17 protein-coding genes are annotated in these 15,516 nt (G+C 61.4%); 8 read left to right on the forward strand and 9 right to left on the reverse strand.

Features of this window, described 5'->3' with window-relative positions; all coding sequences use genetic code 11:
- Positions 1–12: 12 nt before the first annotated feature.
- Positions 13–825 carry an alpha/beta fold hydrolase gene (locus tag BLV61_RS25120; protein ID WP_090468130.1) on the forward strand — a complete coding sequence of 271 codons (813 nt, stop codon included), beginning with the start codon at positions 13–15 and terminating at the stop codon, positions 823–825.
- A gap of 54 nt (positions 826–879) precedes the next feature.
- On the opposite strand, the gene dsbG is transcribed toward BLV61_RS25120, so the two are convergent.
- From dsbG to dsbD, 3 genes are read right to left on the reverse strand one after another with little or no spacing between them, the layout of a single operon-like run.
- Positions 880–1,647, reverse strand: coding sequence for a thiol:disulfide interchange protein DsbG (gene dsbG, locus BLV61_RS25125; protein ID WP_047527275.1), 768 nt, complete (start codon positions 1,645–1,647; stop codon positions 880–882).
- Positions 1,623–2,477, reverse strand: coding sequence for a TlpA disulfide reductase family protein (locus BLV61_RS25130; protein ID WP_090468132.1), 855 nt, complete (start codon positions 2,475–2,477; stop codon positions 1,623–1,625). The genes dsbG and BLV61_RS25130 overlap by 25 nt, the downstream gene beginning before the upstream one ends.
- Complete coding sequence (gene dsbD, locus BLV61_RS25135) at positions 2,477–4,213, reverse strand: protein-disulfide reductase DsbD (RefSeq protein ID WP_090468135.1); 1,737 nt, start codon at positions 4,211–4,213, stop codon at positions 2,477–2,479. The genes BLV61_RS25130 and dsbD overlap by 1 nt, the downstream gene beginning before the upstream one ends.
- A 154-nt stretch (positions 4,214–4,367) precedes the next feature.
- Here dsbD and BLV61_RS25140 point away from each other — a divergent pair, with 154 nt between their 5' ends.
- The 3 genes from BLV61_RS25140 (at position 4,368) to BLV61_RS25150 (ending at position 7,061) form a co-directional block, all read left to right on the forward strand.
- Positions 4,368–5,048, forward strand: coding sequence for a response regulator (locus tag BLV61_RS25140; protein ID WP_047527280.1), 681 nt, complete (start codon positions 4,368–4,370; stop codon positions 5,046–5,048).
- Complete coding sequence (locus BLV61_RS25145; RefSeq protein ID WP_047527283.1) at positions 5,045–6,370, forward strand: ATP-binding protein; 1,326 nt, start codon at positions 5,045–5,047, stop codon at positions 6,368–6,370. The genes BLV61_RS25140 and BLV61_RS25145 overlap by 4 nt, the downstream gene beginning before the upstream one ends.
- A 205-nt stretch (positions 6,371–6,575) precedes the next feature.
- On the forward strand, positions 6,576–7,061 hold the full coding sequence (locus BLV61_RS25150) for a GNAT family N-acetyltransferase (protein ID WP_047527285.1): 486 nt from the start codon (positions 6,576–6,578) through the stop codon (positions 7,059–7,061).
- A 79-nt stretch (positions 7,062–7,140) separates the two neighbouring features.
- Here BLV61_RS25150 and BLV61_RS25155 read toward each other — a convergent pair whose 3' ends face one another.
- The 4 genes from BLV61_RS25155 to BLV61_RS25170 form a co-directional block, all read right to left on the reverse strand.
- Positions 7,141–7,458 (reverse strand): hypothetical protein, encoded by a 318-nt coding sequence (locus tag BLV61_RS25155; RefSeq protein ID WP_090468137.1) that lies wholly within the window; start codon positions 7,456–7,458, stop codon positions 7,141–7,143.
- Positions 7,455–7,997 (reverse strand): thiamine pyrophosphate-binding protein, encoded by a 543-nt coding sequence (locus tag BLV61_RS25160; protein WP_090468139.1) that lies wholly within the window; start codon positions 7,995–7,997, stop codon positions 7,455–7,457. The genes BLV61_RS25155 and BLV61_RS25160 overlap by 4 nt, the downstream gene beginning before the upstream one ends.
- Entirely contained in the window at positions 7,994–9,193 is a 1,200-nt protein-coding gene (locus BLV61_RS25165) for a PepSY-associated TM helix domain-containing protein (RefSeq protein ID WP_090468141.1), read from the reverse strand. The genes BLV61_RS25160 and BLV61_RS25165 overlap by 4 nt, the downstream gene beginning before the upstream one ends.
- A gap of 221 nt (positions 9,194–9,414) precedes the next feature.
- Positions 9,415–9,873, reverse strand: a complete 459-nt coding sequence (locus BLV61_RS25170) for a VOC family protein (RefSeq protein WP_090468143.1) — start codon at positions 9,871–9,873, stop codon at positions 9,415–9,417.
- Positions 9,874–9,898: 25 nt separating this feature from the next.
- Here BLV61_RS25170 and BLV61_RS25175 point away from each other — a divergent pair, with 25 nt between their 5' ends.
- The 4 genes from BLV61_RS25175 to BLV61_RS25190 all read left to right on the forward strand — a co-directional run bounded on the left by BLV61_RS25175 (position 9,899) and on the right by BLV61_RS25190 (position 12,913).
- Entirely contained in the window at positions 9,899–10,153 is a 255-nt protein-coding gene (locus BLV61_RS25175) for a hypothetical protein (RefSeq protein WP_090468145.1), read from the forward strand.
- A 32-nt stretch (positions 10,154–10,185) separates the two neighbouring features.
- On the forward strand, positions 10,186–11,400 hold the full coding sequence (locus BLV61_RS25180; protein ID WP_090468147.1) for an SfnB family sulfur acquisition oxidoreductase: 1,215 nt from the start codon (positions 10,186–10,188) through the stop codon (positions 11,398–11,400).
- Between the two features lie 2 nt (positions 11,401–11,402).
- Positions 11,403–12,068, forward strand: coding sequence for a methionine ABC transporter permease (locus tag BLV61_RS25185; protein ID WP_047527298.1), 666 nt, complete (start codon positions 11,403–11,405; stop codon positions 12,066–12,068).
- A gap of 74 nt (positions 12,069–12,142) precedes the next feature.
- Complete coding sequence (locus BLV61_RS25190) at positions 12,143–12,913, forward strand: MetQ/NlpA family ABC transporter substrate-binding protein (RefSeq protein ID WP_090468149.1); 771 nt, start codon at positions 12,143–12,145, stop codon at positions 12,911–12,913.
- Between the two features lie 176 nt (positions 12,914–13,089).
- On the opposite strand, the gene BLV61_RS25195 is transcribed toward BLV61_RS25190, so the two are convergent.
- Both BLV61_RS25195 and BLV61_RS25200 read right to left on the reverse strand, forming a co-directional pair.
- On the reverse strand, positions 13,090–14,193 hold the full coding sequence (locus BLV61_RS25195; protein ID WP_047527301.1) for a sigma-54 interaction domain-containing protein: 1,104 nt from the start codon (positions 14,191–14,193) through the stop codon (positions 13,090–13,092).
- Positions 14,194–14,217: 24 nt separating this feature from the next.
- Positions 14,218–15,405 (reverse strand): acyl-CoA dehydrogenase family protein, encoded by a 1,188-nt coding sequence (locus BLV61_RS25200; RefSeq protein WP_090468151.1) that lies wholly within the window; start codon positions 15,403–15,405, stop codon positions 14,218–14,220.
- Positions 15,406–15,516: the final 111 nt, after the last annotated feature.

The following is a 15,516-nucleotide window of genomic DNA, read 5'->3' on the forward strand; positions in this document are numbered from 1 at the left end:
CGGAGTCATCCGATGCCCTTCCTGACCATAGACGGACAAGCCCTTCACTATATTGATCAAGGCACTGGCCCGGCGGTGCTGCTGGCCGGCAGTTACCTGTGGGACCAGAACATGTGGGCGCCGCAGATTGCTGCGTTGTCGCAACAGTATCGGGTGATTGCGCTGGACTTGTGGGGCCATGGTGAATCCGGGCGGCTTCCGGAGGGCACACGGTCGCTGGATGATATCGCCCGTCAGGCGCTGGCGTTGATCGATCATCTGGAAATAGAACGCTTCACGCTGGTGGGGCTTTCGGTCGGTGGCATGTGGGGCGTGCGGTTGGCGTTGTCGTCTGCGCAACGACTCAACGGCCTGGTGCTGATGGACACCTATGTCGGCGTCGAGCCGGAGCCGACCCGGCAATACTATTTTTCGCTGTTCAAGATGATCGAGGAAAGCGGCGAAATATCGCCGCAATTGCTCGACATCGTGGTGCCGATCTTTTTCCGTCCGGGCATCGATCCGCAGTCGGCACTGTACCGGGACTTCCGCGCCAAACTCGCCGCGTTGCCGCCTGAACGCCTGCGCGAAAGCATCGTGCCGATGGGGCGGATCACCTTTGGCCGAGAGGATCTGTTGCCACGCCTGGGCGAATTGAACGCCGCGACGACGCTGTTGATCTGTGGCGATCAGGACAAGCCACGTCCACCCGGCGAAGCGCGGGAAATGGCCGAGCTGATAGGTTGCCCTTGTGTGTGGGTGCCGGACGCGGGGCATATTTCCAATCTGGAAAATCCGCAGTTCGTCACTGAAGTGTTGCTCGGGTTTTTAGCCGAGAGACACTAGTCGGTTGTAATGGCCCCATTGCGAGCAAGCTCGCTCGCGATGGGGCCGATGAGGTCACTTGGGTCCGAGAATCTTCACCAGTTTGTCCGGCGACGGCGCACCTTGCTGCTGTTGCAGCTCGCCCTTGTCATCCATGTAGAAGATCGCCGGCGTGGCTTGCAACTCCAGGTCTTCCATCAACTGCATGTTCGCCGCGAGTTTCGCTTGAATCGCCGGTGGTACATCCTTCAACGCCTTGAGCGAACTGCCCTTGCCAGCGGCTTCGTGGTCCGCCAGGGCTTTTTGCGGGTCCTTGGCGGCGAGCAGTGCGGCGGACTTGCCCGGACTGTCTTCGCGAATGATACCGACCATGATGTGGCGCAACTGCACCTTGCCAGCCTTGACCCATGGCCGCGCCTGCTCCCAGAACAGGTTGCAGTAGGGGCAGTTCGGATCGCTGAACAGGTAGACGATGCGCGGGGCATTCTTGTCGCCGTCGCCGATCCAGCTGCTCGCCTCGAACTTGCCCCAGACCTCCTTGGACATTGGCCCGTAGACCAGTTTCTGCAACGGCGCGCTGCTCAGGTCATTGCCCTCGGCGTCGTACAGATTGCCCAGCAGCACATGCTTGCCATCCGGTGTCAGGTACAGCGCCATGCCGCGGTTCTGATATTGCGCCGCATAACCGCGCAGGCCATCGGGAGCGTCGAACTGGCCGACGATTTTCGCGCCTTTGGCTTCGATCTTCTTGATCGCCTCGGGCAGCTCTTCGGCCTGCACCGATGGCAGGTGCAGCAGGGCGGCACCCAGGCTCAGGGTCAGCAGATGGCGGAGGCGGGGCATGGCAGTTTCCTTGAAGAGGTGGCAGGAGCGGTATCGAAATTTTCCAGTGCGCGAGCCAGGCTGGCTTGCGACAACTCGCCCAGATGGCTGCCCAGCATGCGACCCTCAGGGCTATAGAACAGCGTAGTCGGCAACGCCATGGAGCCGACGGCATGGCCCAAACGGCCGCTGCCGTCGAACAGCACGTTGGACAGGCTCAGGCCCTGGGTTTCCAGAAAAGTGCTGACACTTTGCATGCTTTCCGCCTGGTTGACGAACAGGAAGGTCAGGTCCGGGCGTTGTTGCTGGGCGCTTTCGAGCACAGGCATTTCCCGGCGACACGGTGGACACCAGGTGGCCCAGAGATTGATGACCAGCGGACCGCCCTTGTAGTCGGCCAGTTGCACGGTTTCACCGGCGGCGTTGCGCAGGGTGATGTCCGGCAGGCGCGTGCCTTGTTCGTAGATGCTCAAGGAGAACGTCGCCAGCAGCCAGAAGGCCAGGCCACTCGCCACGCCAAAGCCCAACGGGCGACGCAGTCCCGGACGGCGCCAGGCGCGGTACAGCGTGGCAAGTACCAGCGCGATTACTCCCGGCCAGGCGAGGAAACCGCCGTCGCGCAGGTCGATGATCTGCCAGGGATCGTTGCGATAGTGCATCCAGTAAACGGCGACAAAACTGATCCGCGCCGCGAGCATGCCGATCAGGAACAGACTGAACAGCACCGACTCGGGGTTTTCGCCACCGCGCTTGGCCACCCGCCAGCCGACGAATGTCGCCAGTGCCAATGCACTGATCAGCAGTAGATGGTTAAGCGCGATGGCAAAGGTGCCGAGGGTGAATGTCAGCATTAACGGGCGTCTCGGGTGGTGGTCCAGCGTTGCAGGAAAGTGGTGGCATCGACCTCGCCAGTGATGCGCTGGCTGCGACGCTCGTTGCCATCGGCACCGATCCACAGCAGGCTCGGTGGTCCCGGCACTTTATAGCGGCCAAGCAATTGGCGACTGGCGGCATTGTCGGCGGTGACGTCCAGGCGGAGCAAGCGTACGTCGCTCAGGGCTTGGAGCACGTCAGCTTTGGCGAACACCTGTTTTTCCATGACCTTGCACGACACGCACCAGTCCGCATAGTAATCCAGCAGCACCCACTGGCCCTGAGCCTGCGCCGCGTCGAGTTGCCGTTGCAGTTCGGCGGGGTCCTTGATGGTGGTGAAGGCGTCGTGGCCGACCGGGTTTGTGGCGCCGCGCGCGTTGGCGACGCTATAGACCTGCAATGGCTTGAACAGATCATCCGCGCCACCCGCCGCACCGATCATCAACAGACTGCCCCACAACCCGAGCAGCAGCGAACTGGCACCGAACAAATGAGCGACACGGCCAAAGCCTTCCGACTGTTTCCAGGCGCTATACGCCGCAATCAACAACAACGCCCCACACAAGCCAACCCACAGCGACTCATCCAGCACCGGGCGCAGCATCAGCAACGCGGTGGCGAGGAACAGGAAGCCGAAGATGCCTTTGAGCAGGTTCATCCAGGCGCCAGGTTTGGGCAGGAAGCGATTACCGACGGTCACCAGCAGCAACAGTGGCACGCCGATGCCGATGCCCATGGCAAACAGGATCAACCCGCCATGCAGCGCGTTACCGCTTTGTGCGATGTAGAGCAGGGCGCCGGCCAGCGGAGCGGTCATGCACGGGCCGACCAGCAGGCCCGACAAGGCCCCCAGCACACCGGCACCGACCAGACTGCCACCACGCTGATTGCGCGAAACGTTTTCCAGGCGATCGCGTACGGCCACCGGCAGCTGCAGTTCGAAGAAACCGAACATCGGCAACGCCAGCAGGACGAAAATCGCCGCGAAACTGCCGAGCAGCCACGGGTTCTGTAACAGTGCCTGCAGGTTCGCACCGAGCAGCGCCGCGAGCACGCCCATCGCCGCATAGACCAGCGCCATGCTCACCACATAACTGCTGGCCAGGGCAAAACCGCGCTTGGGCGAGGCGCCGCTGCCGACGATCAGCCCGGCCAGGATCGGCAACATGGGCAGCGAGCACGGGGTAAAGGCCAGCAGCAGGCCCAGGCCGAAGAACACCAGAAGACTTAAGCCGAGTGCCCGCTGCTGCAGGCCATTGGCCAAGGCTTGATCCGCGGCTTCGTCTGTCGCGACGCTGGCAACTTTACCCCCCAGATCGACGACTTGGGTCTGCGGCGGATAGCACAAACCGGCATCGGCACAACCCTGGAAACCCACCTTGATCTGGCCGCTGGCACCGGCGGGAATCTTCAGTTCCAGGCCCTGGCGATAGACCTGCTGATCACCGAAAAACTCGTCGCTGTGAGCTTCGCCTTCCGGCAGCGCTGGATGCTGTTCAGCAGGCAAGCCATCGAATTTCAGGCGCTTTTGATACAGGTAATAGCCATCGGCAATCTGCCAGAACAGTTGGGTTTCACCGGATTCCAGGCGTTCAGAGGTGAAAGTGAAAGCTTTGCCGACCGGAAGAAAGTCGGGTTTGGTCTCAAACGGATTGGTTCCCGCCTGGGCCAGACCCGAGAGCAGGAGAAAAAAAAGTAAAAACAGACGACGCATGAATAAGCCTTGGTTCTGTACAAGTGAAAAGCACAATGGGCGGTAGCGATTAACCGATGATTAACCCTGGCAGCCTTGTGGCGGCAGCACTTGCGGCATAATGTCCGCTTAATCGGTCGCCGGCCTAATCCGCTTTATTTCTGCGAGGCTTTTCATGCACGTTCTGGTTTGCGAAGACGATGAGTTGATCGCCAGCGGCATCGTCGCCGGCCTCTCCGCCCAGGGCTTGACCGTGGAGCATGTGGCCACGGCATCCGCCGCCCGGGCGATGCTCAAGGTCGCGGAGTTCGATGTGATGGTGCTCGACCTCGGGTTGCCTGACGAGGACGGTCTGAAGTTATTGCAGCAACTGCGTCACAACGGCCTGGAGTTGCCGGTGTTGATCCTCACGGCCCGGGACTCGGTCACCGACCGCGTCGACGGCCTGCAGGCCGGTGCCGACGACTACCTGCTCAAACCTTTTGACCTGCGTGAACTGGCTGCACGCCTGCACACCTTGTTGCGTCGGGTGGCGGGACGCAGCGTCAACCTGATCGAACACGGTGCCCTGACCTATGACCCGAGCAGTCGCGAGACCACGCTCGCCGGCCAGCCGGTGGACCTGTCGCGTCGTGAACAATCGCTGTTGCAGGCCCTGTTGCACAACCGTGGCCGCGTATTGTCGACCGAGCAGCTCAAGGACAGCGTCTACGGGTTCAACGACGAACTGGAAAGCAACGCCCTCAATGTCCACATCCATCACCTACGGCGCAAACTCGGCAATGGCATTGTCGAGACCGTGCGCGGCCTGGGCTATCGCCTGGGACCGGCTGATGGTGGAGAGCCACAGAAGTGATGAGCTTGCGTTTGCGCCTGAGCCTGACGCTCGGTGCCGCGTTTGCGCTGATCTGGGCGCTGGCTGCGGCCTGGATGCTCAGCGACCTGCGCAATCAAATGATGTTTTCCCTCGACCAGCGGCTGGTGGCCTCGGCGCGGATGGTGGCCGGGTTGATGGAGCAATTGCCGCCCGTGCCGAGCAAGGGCGAGGGCACCCATTTCAGCGCCGAACAACTGAATATCCCCGGTGGCATGGCCTGTCAGGTCAGTTCGTTGCGCGGGGAAATTCTTGCCCGTAGCCACAGTGACCCGGGGCAAACCCTGGAAGCGGAGAAAATGGGCTTCCACGATCAGATGATCGATGGTGCGCCGTGGCGCAGTTTCACCTTGGCCCGTGGCGATCTGCGGATCACCACCGCCGACCGGCAGATCGAGCGCGAGGCGTTGAACATGTCGATCCTGCTGGCCGCTTCCGTGCCGGTGGGCGTAGCGCTGCTCGTTTGCCTGTGCCTGCTGTGGCTGGGGATCGGCCAAGGGCTCGCGCCGCTCAATCGCATGCGCGATGCGCTAATGCGGCGCAGCCCTGATTCGCTCGAGCCCTTGCAGGTCCAGCCTTTGCCCAGCGAACTGCAACCCTTGCTGGATACGCAGAATCAGTTGTTCCAGCGAATCGGCAAGACCATCGAGCGTGAGCGTCGACTGACCGGCGATGCGGCTCACGAGTTGCGCAGCCCTTTGACCGCGATCAAGACCCACCTGCAGGTGGCGCGCATGACCGAGGGTGCCGCGCGGGATCAGTCCCTGGCCCGGGCCGAAGAGGGGGCCGACCGCCTGCACCGGACCCTGGAGCAATTGCTGTTGCTGGCACGGGTCGAAGGCAGTCTGTCGTTCGATGACGGCGTGCAATGCAGCGCCGAGCAAGTGGCGAAACTGGCGATACAGGATGCGGCCGGCGGTGATCGCGAGCGTATCCGGTTCGAGGTGCCGGCCAGGTTTTCGCACGCCCCGGTGCAGATGCCCGCCGTGCTGTCGATCGCGGCGTTGCGCAACCTGCTGGACAACGCCCTGCGCCATACCTCTGGCGAAGGTCCGGTGGAGTTGAGTTTGCAAACCAGCGGCGATCGCGTGCAGTTCGTGGTGCGGGATCACGGGCCGGGCATTGCTCAAGACGATCTGCAGCACTTGACCCAACGCTTCTGGCGCAACGGTCAAAGCACCGGCTGCGGCCTTGGCCTGGCGATTGTTCAGGCCATCGTCCAGCGCTGCGGCTGCACCCTGCGTTTCGACAGTCGACCGGACGGGTTGCGGGTTGAGTTGACGATGCCGTTGCAACCGGTCTGATCAACACTATAAGACCCTGTGGGAGCGGGCTTGCCCGCGATGAGGCCCTTACATTGAATCTCAATGTTGGCTGTTTCGCCGCCATCGCGGGCAAGCCCGCCCCATAGGTTGTTTGTCGCACATCAAAAGTAACTTCTCTCCATTGGCCGCCCGGAACTCGCGGGACTATGGTTGCCCACACTCAATGGATTGAGGGCAAAGCGCCATGGAAGCATCCATACAGATCCGCAAGGCCACCCCGGCCGACGCCGGTATCATCAGCCGGATCATCGATCGCTCCATCCGCGTCGGTTGTGCACTCGACCATCGCAACAATCCGCTGACCGTCGCCACCTGGACCCACAACAAAACCATCGAACACATCCAGCCCTGGTTGAGCGACCGACGGCTGTACCTGAATATTGCCCTGTTGCAGGACAAACCCGTGGGTGTCGCCATGGCCGCCAGCAACGGCAAGGTGGTGTTCTGTTATGTACAACCGGAGTGGTTTCGTCGCGGCGCCGGGCAAGCGCTGGTGCAAGACCTCGAGGGCTGGTTGATCAATCAGGGCCAGCAGCAGGCGCGTCTCTATAGCACCAGAACCGGCGAAGGGTTCTACCGGCATCTGGGCTATCGGCCCTGTTCCCGGCGCTTCACGGTCGCGGGTCTGTGTGCCATCCCCATGCACAAAGGCTTGGTACTGCCGGCATAGAAACCTGATCGATCGTGCGGTCAGCGGGCTTTTCCAGGTTCAGACCCGGCCCGGCGCACGATTGGCGTGGTTAGGCGGCTCATGGGGTTGCAATGTCCGCCTGATCGATTTCGACCACATGGCCGGGACCCACGTCGAACAACACATAAAATTCGGTCTCAGGCTGCCTGAAGGTCAGGGTCGAATCGGCGCCGAGCTTGCCCGACACGAGAATGGTTTCGTCGTAACCGATCACATCCAGGGTCACCCCAGGCGCGCCGCTGCCATCGGAAAAACCACCCGTGCACTTGATCTGCCCGGCGTCGATGGCTTTGCATTCGCATATCGGGTTATGGGCCAGGGCGCTGGCGCTGAACATCAGCAGTGCGGCGCTCACCTGGCGAATAAGGTCGATCATGGTGTACCTCTTTGTGTGCTCAGCCAGGCGAGGGTGGCGGGGGAGGCCTGGCTCAGAGGAATGGATGCCTGGTGCATCGCGCCGTCCCAACCTTCCATGGTGATCCACAGTTCCGCGTCGGCCGTGGTTCTGGCCGGGATCGGCAACATCGCGCTCATGCGGTACGGCGTGCCGACGAAAATCACCCCGGCGGCGCGCAGGCTGCGCGGTTTACCGATGCGCAGGTAAGTCGCCTTGACCTGTTCGCGGCAGCTGGCGCACAGCGCCGCGTTGAAACTCTTCATGTAGCCGGCCGGGCCATCGAGCTGCGGGGCCTCGTTATGCAACTCGGCCAGGCGCAGGCTCCACGGACCGACGGTGACTTCGCCGATGTCCCGTTCGCCCAGGCCGGTGTCACCCCGGGACAGCGCAGCGTCGGCGAAATACTCGGGCATGAAACCCAGCGGCACCAGCAACAGCAGAACGTTGATGTGAAAGCGCCACTTGTGCCAGAAACGGCTCAACGGCGAACGCGGTTTTTCAGCGGCGACCGGGTTCATTGGCTGACCTGCGTGGACTCATGGCGGATGGTCGCAGCCGTCTGGCTGCGCGACGTTTTGTGGTTGCGCTTGAGGGCATTGGCCGTGGCCAGGGCGGTTCGCTTGGTCCAGATCAACAGGCCGCTGAGCACCATCATGCTCAGCAGCAGGCCGAAGAAAAACCAGATCAGCTTGATCCAGATCCCGCCAAAATCTCCGGTGTGCAGCGGCCGCATGGACTCGGTCACCCACTCCAGGCCCGAGCGGTCCGAGAGCAGGCTTGTGGCGGCGACGTCGCCGGTATAGGGGTTGATGTCCGCGGTCTGGTACATCAACGGATACCCGCTGCGACCGCCCACCGACAGATAGCTGTAGGCATTGTCGGGCAGGCTGACAAAACGCTCGTCGAGTCCGGGAATACGCGCCCTGGCCTGGCGGATCGCGGTCTCCAGGCTGATCATCGGTGCCGGCGAACCATCGGCGCTGAGCGGTACGTTTTCACGGGGTACCACGGCGGCGACCGGTTCGGTGGAGATCGAGATCTGGTTATCGAACAAGAACGCCTGGATCAGGAACCAGGTACTGGTGACGGAAATCACCGCGATGAACCAGATCGACCAGATGCCGCTGAGGCGGTGGAAATCGCCCCAGAAAATTCGCGCCCCGTGACGAATCCGCAGGGTCGGACGAAAAAAGCCTTTCCAGAAACGCTTGTACACCACCAGCCCGGTCACCAGGGACGCCAGCATCGGCAGGCTGAGGAACGACACCAGGTACCAGCCCCAACTGTAGCCATGGGTGAACGGCACCAGCCACCAACCATGCAGCGCTCGGATAAAGGCCTTGAAGTCAAAGGGCGGGGCCGTGCCTTGAATGGCGCCGGTGTACGGATTGACGTAGACCGTCGCCGAACGCCCGTCGGGGTAGCTGACTTCCACGTCCAGGGCAAAGTGCGACTCGTCGGGCCGGCTGATGCTTTCGATCAGTGTGTCGGGCTCGGCCTTCTTGATGGCGGCGACAATCTGGTCGTAGTTGAGCCGTGGTGCATCGTCCGAGGGCTGGCTGGCGCGCATGGGCGGGTTGGCCAGCCAGATGATTTCCTGACTGACCACCGCCAGGGTACCGGTCACACAGACGATCAGGACAAAAAACCAGATCGGCAGCGCCAGCCAGCTGTGGACCAGAAACCAGATTTTGGAACGGGATTTCTTCGACATGATCAAGGGTCTTGGTTCGATGAGAAGGCCTCTGCCACGGGCTTCGCAGCGATGAGGTCGATCCGGGTCCGGACGCGGCTTTTACCGGCGCGACAGGACTGCATCTAGATAAGACGGATGAGCATGGGAAATCCCGAAGAGGGATATGAAAGAAAATGTTTCGTATTTCGAGGGGCGTTTCTTTCGGGAGACTTGTTGCCCCCACGCCACACATGAAATCACTAACCCTGCTGAAACATCTCCTTCGCCCGCTGTTCGATCTGTTCCTGGGTCAGATCTTCCTTGCGCGAGGCCAAAAACCACAGATGGCCATAGGGGTCTTTCAACGTCCCTGAACGGTCGCCATAAAACTGATCCTTGACCTGCGACACCACAATGCCGCCAGCCGCGATGGCCTGCTGATACGACTTGTCCACATCGGTCACATACAAATGCAGTCCCACGGACGGCGACTGGTCCGGATTGCTCAACGGGCCTTGATCGCACGGTGTACCGAGCATGATCGGGCAGTCGCCGATGCGCAATTCGGCATGACCGATGCCGCCGTCGGGCATGGACAGGCGCATGACCTCAATGGCGCCGAAGGCTTTCTTGTAAAAATCGATGGCTTCGGCCGCTTTTTTGATGCCCAGGTACGGGGTGATGCTGTGATAGCCCTCTGGAATGGGTTTGACGCTCATGATCGTTCTCCCTGATTTGTTGTAGATGGAAGATCTCGTTTCGCTGCTGTTCGGCAGGACTCCCAGTGTAGGTCCTGACGAAAAAGGCGATGTCTTGTGTTTGATCTTCAGCACTCGCCAAGTTCACAAAGAGATCACAGCGTTCGGCAGCAGCGCCACTGTCCGGCAATCAACAGTGAAGCAACAGATTGCCTTGACTTCGGCATTGTCGAACCCGCCAGAACCCGTTGAAGTGCCCGAAAACACGGGCTCTTGCAGTCAGGCACAGAAGCTGCAATGACCTTCGGTAAACACTGGTATCGAGAGTCTTGTATGTCTGAATCTGCCGTTTATCCGATCAACCCGCCGGCCGCCCACCGGATCGCCAGCGAAGCCGAAGCCCTGCGCGTGGCCGAGCATGTCGCCGCGATTCTGCTGGAGCAGGACGCCGAACGTGATCGCACCCGCCAGGTGCCCGCCGATATCGTCGATCTGTTCTCCAACAGCGGCCTGTGGGGCATTACGGTGCCCAAGGAATTTGGCGGAGCGCAGGTGTCCTCCGCGGTGCTGGCGCAGGTGATCGCGATCATCTCGGCGGCCGATCCATCCCTGGGGCAGATTCCGCAAAACCACTACTGCCTGCTGGAAGACATTCGTCTGCAAGGCACCCCGGAGCAGCAGGCGCATTTCTTTGAGTTGGCACTGCAGGGGCATCGGTTCGCCAACGCCTTGTCGGAAACCGGCGGCAAGAATGTGCAGGACATTCAGGCGACCATCCGCCGTTACGGCGACGGCCATGTGATCAACGGGCGCAAGGGTTATTGCACGGGGTCGTTGTATGCGCACTGGCTCGCGGTGCTGGCGCTGGATGAAGAGCAGAATGGCCAGTTGGCGTTTGTCCAACGAGGTACTAAAGGGCTGGTGATCGTCGACGACTGGGACAGCATCGGCCAGCGCACCACCTCCAGCGGCACCGTGCTGGCCGAAGATCTGCACGTCTCGGCGTTCAACCTGTTCCCGACTTATCGTTCTTATGAAAGCCCGACCCTGGCCGGCCCGTTCGCCCAGTTGACCACTGCCGCCATTGATGCCGGCATTGCCCGCGCCGCCCTGCGCGACACCATAGCTTTTGTCCGGCAATTCGCCCGACCATGGATCGACGCGGGTGTGGAAAGGGCCAGCGAAGACCCGCTGACCATCATTCAGGTCGGTGGCCTGGACATTCGCCTGGAAGCCGCCGAAGCCTTGCTGGAAAGGGCAGGACGGGCACTGGACGCGGCGCGCCCGGCACCGGATGAGGACAACGTGGCCTTGGCGTCCCTGGCTGTGGCCAGAGCCAAGGTGCTGACCACCGAGATCGCCATTGAAGCGAGTAACAAGCTGTTTGAACTGGGCGGTACTCGTTCGACCCTGAAGAAACACAATTTCGACCGCCATTGGCGTAACGCGCGGGTGCATACCTTGCACGATCCGGTGCGCTGGAAATACCACGTGGTCGGCAACTGGCTGCTCAACGGCGTGAAACCGCCGCGTCATGACTGGTCGTGACCATGGCTGAATTGTTCAAGAACATTTATTGGGCCGACATTGGCCAGGCCTGCCTCGACACCCTGAGCATGCTCGGTGCGGCCCTTGGTTTCACCGTGTTGCTGGGTCTGCCGCTGGGGGTACTGCTGTTCCTCACCGGCAAGCGCCAGTTGCATGAAGCTGTCGGGGTTTACCGGGTGCTGTCGGTGATCGTGAACATGCTGCGTTCGCTGCCGTTCATCATTTTGCTGATCGTGCTGATTCCCCTGACCACCTTACTGGTGGGCACGTCCCTGGGCGTGCCGGGGACCATTCCGCCGCTGGTGGTCGGTTGCACGCCATTCTTCGCGCGGCTGGTGGAAACCGCATTGCGCGAAGTCGATCGCGGTGTGGTGGAGGCGACCCAGGCCATGGGCGCCAACACTTGGCAAATCATCCGCTTCACTTTACTGCCCGAGGCGCGGGGAGGGCTGCTGGCGGCGGTGACGGTCACTGCCATCGTGCTGGTGGATTACACCGCGATGGCCGGGGTGATCGGCGGCGGTGGTCTGGGTGACCTGGCGATCCGCTATGGCTACCAGCGGTTCCAGACCGACGTGATGGTGGTCACCGTGGTGCTGCTGTTGATCCTGGTCCAGGCCCTGCAAATGAGCGGCGACCGACTGGTGGCGCGCTACAGCCACCGATAAACATTCTGTTCAAAACCAAAAAACGGCCCCACGTCCGCCCCACGACGGCCACTCAATCTGCCTAGGAGCACAACATGAAAAAGACCCTGGCCGTTCTGGCTGCCCTGATTTCACTGAGCGTTCACGCCAACGAAAAACTCACCGTCGGCGCCACGCCGGTGCCGCACGCGGAAATCCTCGAATTCGTCAAACCGACCCTGGCCAAGGAAGGCGTGGACCTGGACATCAAGGTCTTCACCGATTTCATCCAGCCCAACCAGCAGCTGGCGCTGAAGAACCTCGACGCCAACTACTACCAGTACCGGCCGTTTCTCGATGACTACAACAAGACCCGCCACACCGACCTGGTGCCGGTGGTCGGTGTGCACATCGAGCCGTTCGGGGCCTATTCGACCAAGATCAAAAATATTTCCGAGCTCAAGGACGGCGCCACCGTGTCGATCCCCAACGACCCGGTGAACACCGGTCGCGCCCTGGTGCTGCTGCACGAAGCGGGGCTGATCAAGCTCAAGGACCCGAGCAACACCCTGGCGACGCAACGGGACATCGCCGAAAACCCCAAGCACCTGAAAATCCGTGAGCTGGAAGGTGCGCTGCTGGCGCGTTCGGTGAGTCAGGTGGACCTGGCGTTCGTCTTCGCCAACTACGCGCTGGAAGCGGGGATCGACACCAACAGTGCGTTGATCGTCGAGAAGGGCAAGAGCCTGTACGTCGAATTCCTGGTGGCGCGACCAGACAACATCAACGACCCAGGCGTGCAGAAACTGGCCAAGGCGTTGAACTCCGATGAGGTTCGGCAGTTCATTTTGACGCGCTACAAGGGGCAGATTGCGCCGGGGTTCTGATTCTCTATTGAGGGCAAGGACGCCATCGCGGGCAAGTCGCGCTCCCACAGCTTTTTGGGTCGTTTACGAAATGTGCAAACGACCCAAAAAGCTGTGGGAGCGTGGCTTGCCCGCGATGGCCGAGCCGCTATTTCAGGTCTGTCCCAGATGCCAATAGCCACGTTCCCGAGCGACTGCTAAATGGACAACTGCATCAAGCGCTCGCCCTGCACATTTTCCGTCGGTCGTCGCTTGTTCACCGCCAGTTCGCCGATCTTGATCAGGCGCGTGCGGGTCACGTTGCGGCTCAGGCCCAGCAGCGCGGCGGTGTGCACCTGGTTGTAGTGGCTGAAGCGATAGGCCGCCCGCAGCAAGGCGTCCTCGACTTTTTCGTGCAGCGCACCGGCCTGTTCCTCGAACAGCTTTTGAAACGCCCGGTCGAGCAGGGCTTCGGCGCAATCGTCGACCTGGGTGTGGTGATCGTCCTGGCGTTCGATACGCATGTTGGACAGGCGCAGGTCATCACGTTCGATGATGCCGTTGCGGCAAATCAGCAGGGTGTGGTGAATGACGTTTTCCAGCTCACGGATGTTGCCCGGCCAACTGTAGCTGCGCAGTTTCAGTTCGGCTTCTTTGCTGATGGTGATGCTGCCGTAACCGAGACGCTGACTGTAGGCGTCGATGAAGTGACGGGTCAGGGGCAGGATATCGCCGGGGCGATCACGCAGCGGGCTCAGCTCCAGGCTGACCACGTCCAGCCGGTAGTACAGATCCTCGCGGAAATGGCCGGCGTTGATGGCTTTCTCCAGTTGCACGTTGGTCGCTGCCAGCACCCGCACGTCAATGGGAATGCTCTTGCGCGAACCCAGGCGCACCACTTCACGTTCCTGAAGCACCCGCAATAACTTGACCTGAATGGCCATCGGCAAATCACCGATTTCATCGAGGAACAGGGTGCCGCCGTCCGCCTCCTCGAACCAGCCGGCCTTGGCGCTGAGGGCGCCGGTGAAAGCGCCTTTTTCATGGCCGAACAGCTCGGCCTCGACCAGTGATTCAGAGAACGCACCACAGTTCACGGCCACAAACGGCCGGTTGCGCCGGGCACTGAGGTTGTGGATATGGCGCGCCACCAGCTCTTTGCCGGTGCCGGTTTCGCCAATGATCAACACACTGGCTTCGCTCGGGGCGACTTGTTGCAAGTGGGCGAGCAAGGCCTGGGATTTCGGGTCTTCGAACACCTGGGCCGTGGCGCGGATCGACGTGGCCAGAGCGGGCGAGGGCGGTAAGGTCAGCAATTGCATGGGGCACGCTCCTTGGTTGGGAAGCTATGAATAGAAAGTCGGAATCGGCAGGGCCTGGTTCAGCGCCCAGTCACCCAGTTCATGGAGTTTGTAATCCACCGGGTCGTGCAGGGTTTGCGTGCGCAGGTTGCGCCAGTGGCGGTCCAGGCGCAGCGAGGCGTGTGTCGAGCGTGCGCCGGTGACTTCGAACAAGCGGCTGCACAGTTCCAGGCCATTGCGCGTGGCGGCGACCTTGGCCGTGGCGATGGCGGTGGCCAGATGTCCGCGCTCTTCGGCGCTCAGGTTCGGGCCTTTCGCCCAAGCCTTGTCGAGCAAATCAGCCGCGCGCTCCACCAACAGTCGGACCCCTTCGAGGGCCACCCAGAATTCACCGTAGTGGCCGAGTACATAAGGGTCCTGACTCACCTCCCGGGCACTGGATTTGTGCCATGGCCGAGTCTCGGTCAGTGTGTATTGGCGCGCTTCTTCGAAGGCGCCTTCGGCAATGCCGAGGAACATATGGGTGAACGTCAGCTGGGCAATCAGTGGGCGCAGGCAAGCGAACGGCGTGCTCAACGGACCTGGATCGAGCAGCAGTTCTGATTCTTCGACCCGCACCCGTTCAAAGGTGGCGCTGCCGCTGTCGGTCTGGCGCTGGCCCATGTTGTTCCAGTCATTGTGCAAGGTGATGCCGCTGCGACCGCTGGGGATGGCGGCGATCAACAGTTTGCCGCCGGCACTTTCGTCCACCGCCGAAGCGATCAGCATCTCCGAATCGCTGGCGCCGGAGCAGAAGCTTTTCTTGCCGGAAAACTCGCGCCAGCCATCGAGCTTTTTCACCACGGTGCGGGTGTCCAGCGGGTTGAGGGCATTGCCCCAGAACCAGTTCTTGCGCGCCGTTTGTTCAAACCATGGCTGCCATTGTTCGGGGCGGGCGAACAGGCGCACGGTGGCGAGCATCAGGTGATGGAAGCCGAACACATGGGCAATTGAACTGTCGACCTTGGCGAACTCACGCACGATGGTCAAGGTTTCGCTCCAGTTGGCGCCGAGGCCGCCGAACCGGGTGGGAATGCTTAACGCGAGCAGCCCGCTGTGGCGCAGCGCATCACGCTCGGCCTTGGGTGTACCGCCGCGTTCGTCGCGCTCGACGGCGGTCAGGGCAAATTCGGCGGCCAATTGACGGGCGGTCTGCAATGGGGGGATCAGGGCGCTTTGCGGCTTGGCAGTCACGCTGTTTTCCTTTTAAAAAGACGCAGATCCCCTGTAGGCGCGAGCCTGCTCGTGATGGAGGACAACGATTACACGGGATGTCTGAATGACAGCGTCATCGTTGACGACCAG

It is taken from the genome of Pseudomonas mohnii (genome assembly GCF_900105115.1).
Lineage (GTDB): Bacteria > Pseudomonadota > Gammaproteobacteria > Pseudomonadales > Pseudomonadaceae > Aquipseudomonas > Aquipseudomonas mohnii.

Coding starts and splice junctions, on each gene's coding strand:
- BLV61_RS25195 (WP_047527301.1), bottom strand. CDS start 14,193: ATGCAATTGCTGACCTTACCGCCCTCGCCCGCTCTGGCCACGTCGATC.
- BLV61_RS25155 (WP_090468137.1), bottom strand. CDS start 7,458: ATGATCGACCTTATTCGCCAGGTGAGCGCCGCACTGCTGATGTTCAGC.
- BLV61_RS25190 (WP_090468149.1), top strand. CDS start 12,143: ATGAAAAAGACCCTGGCCGTTCTGGCTGCCCTGATTTCACTGAGCGTT.
- BLV61_RS25160 (WP_090468139.1), bottom strand. CDS start 7,997: ATGAACCCGGTCGCCGCTGAAAAACCGCGTTCGCCGTTGAGCCGTTTC.
- BLV61_RS25150 (WP_047527285.1), top strand. CDS start 6,576: ATGGAAGCATCCATACAGATCCGCAAGGCCACCCCGGCCGACGCCGGT.
- BLV61_RS25140 (WP_047527280.1), top strand. CDS start 4,368: ATGCACGTTCTGGTTTGCGAAGACGATGAGTTGATCGCCAGCGGCATC.
- BLV61_RS25180 (WP_090468147.1), top strand. CDS start 10,186: ATGTCTGAATCTGCCGTTTATCCGATCAACCCGCCGGCCGCCCACCGG.
- BLV61_RS25170 (WP_090468143.1), bottom strand. CDS start 9,873: ATGAGCGTCAAACCCATTCCAGAGGGCTATCACAGCATCACCCCGTAC.
- BLV61_RS25120 (WP_090468130.1), top strand. CDS start 13: ATGCCCTTCCTGACCATAGACGGACAAGCCCTTCACTATATTGATCAA.
- BLV61_RS25165 (WP_090468141.1), bottom strand. CDS start 9,193: ATGTCGAAGAAATCCCGTTCCAAAATCTGGTTTCTGGTCCACAGCTGG.
- BLV61_RS25175 (WP_090468145.1), top strand. CDS start 9,899: ATGGAAGATCTCGTTTCGCTGCTGTTCGGCAGGACTCCCAGTGTAGGT.
- dsbD (WP_090468135.1), bottom strand. CDS start 4,213: ATGCGTCGTCTGTTTTTACTTTTTTTTCTCCTGCTCTCGGGTCTGGCC.
- BLV61_RS25185 (WP_047527298.1), top strand. CDS start 11,403: ATGGCTGAATTGTTCAAGAACATTTATTGGGCCGACATTGGCCAGGCC.
- dsbG (WP_047527275.1), bottom strand. CDS start 1,647: ATGCCCCGCCTCCGCCATCTGCTGACCCTGAGCCTGGGTGCCGCCCTG.
- BLV61_RS25130 (WP_090468132.1), bottom strand. CDS start 2,477: ATGCTGACATTCACCCTCGGCACCTTTGCCATCGCGCTTAACCATCTA.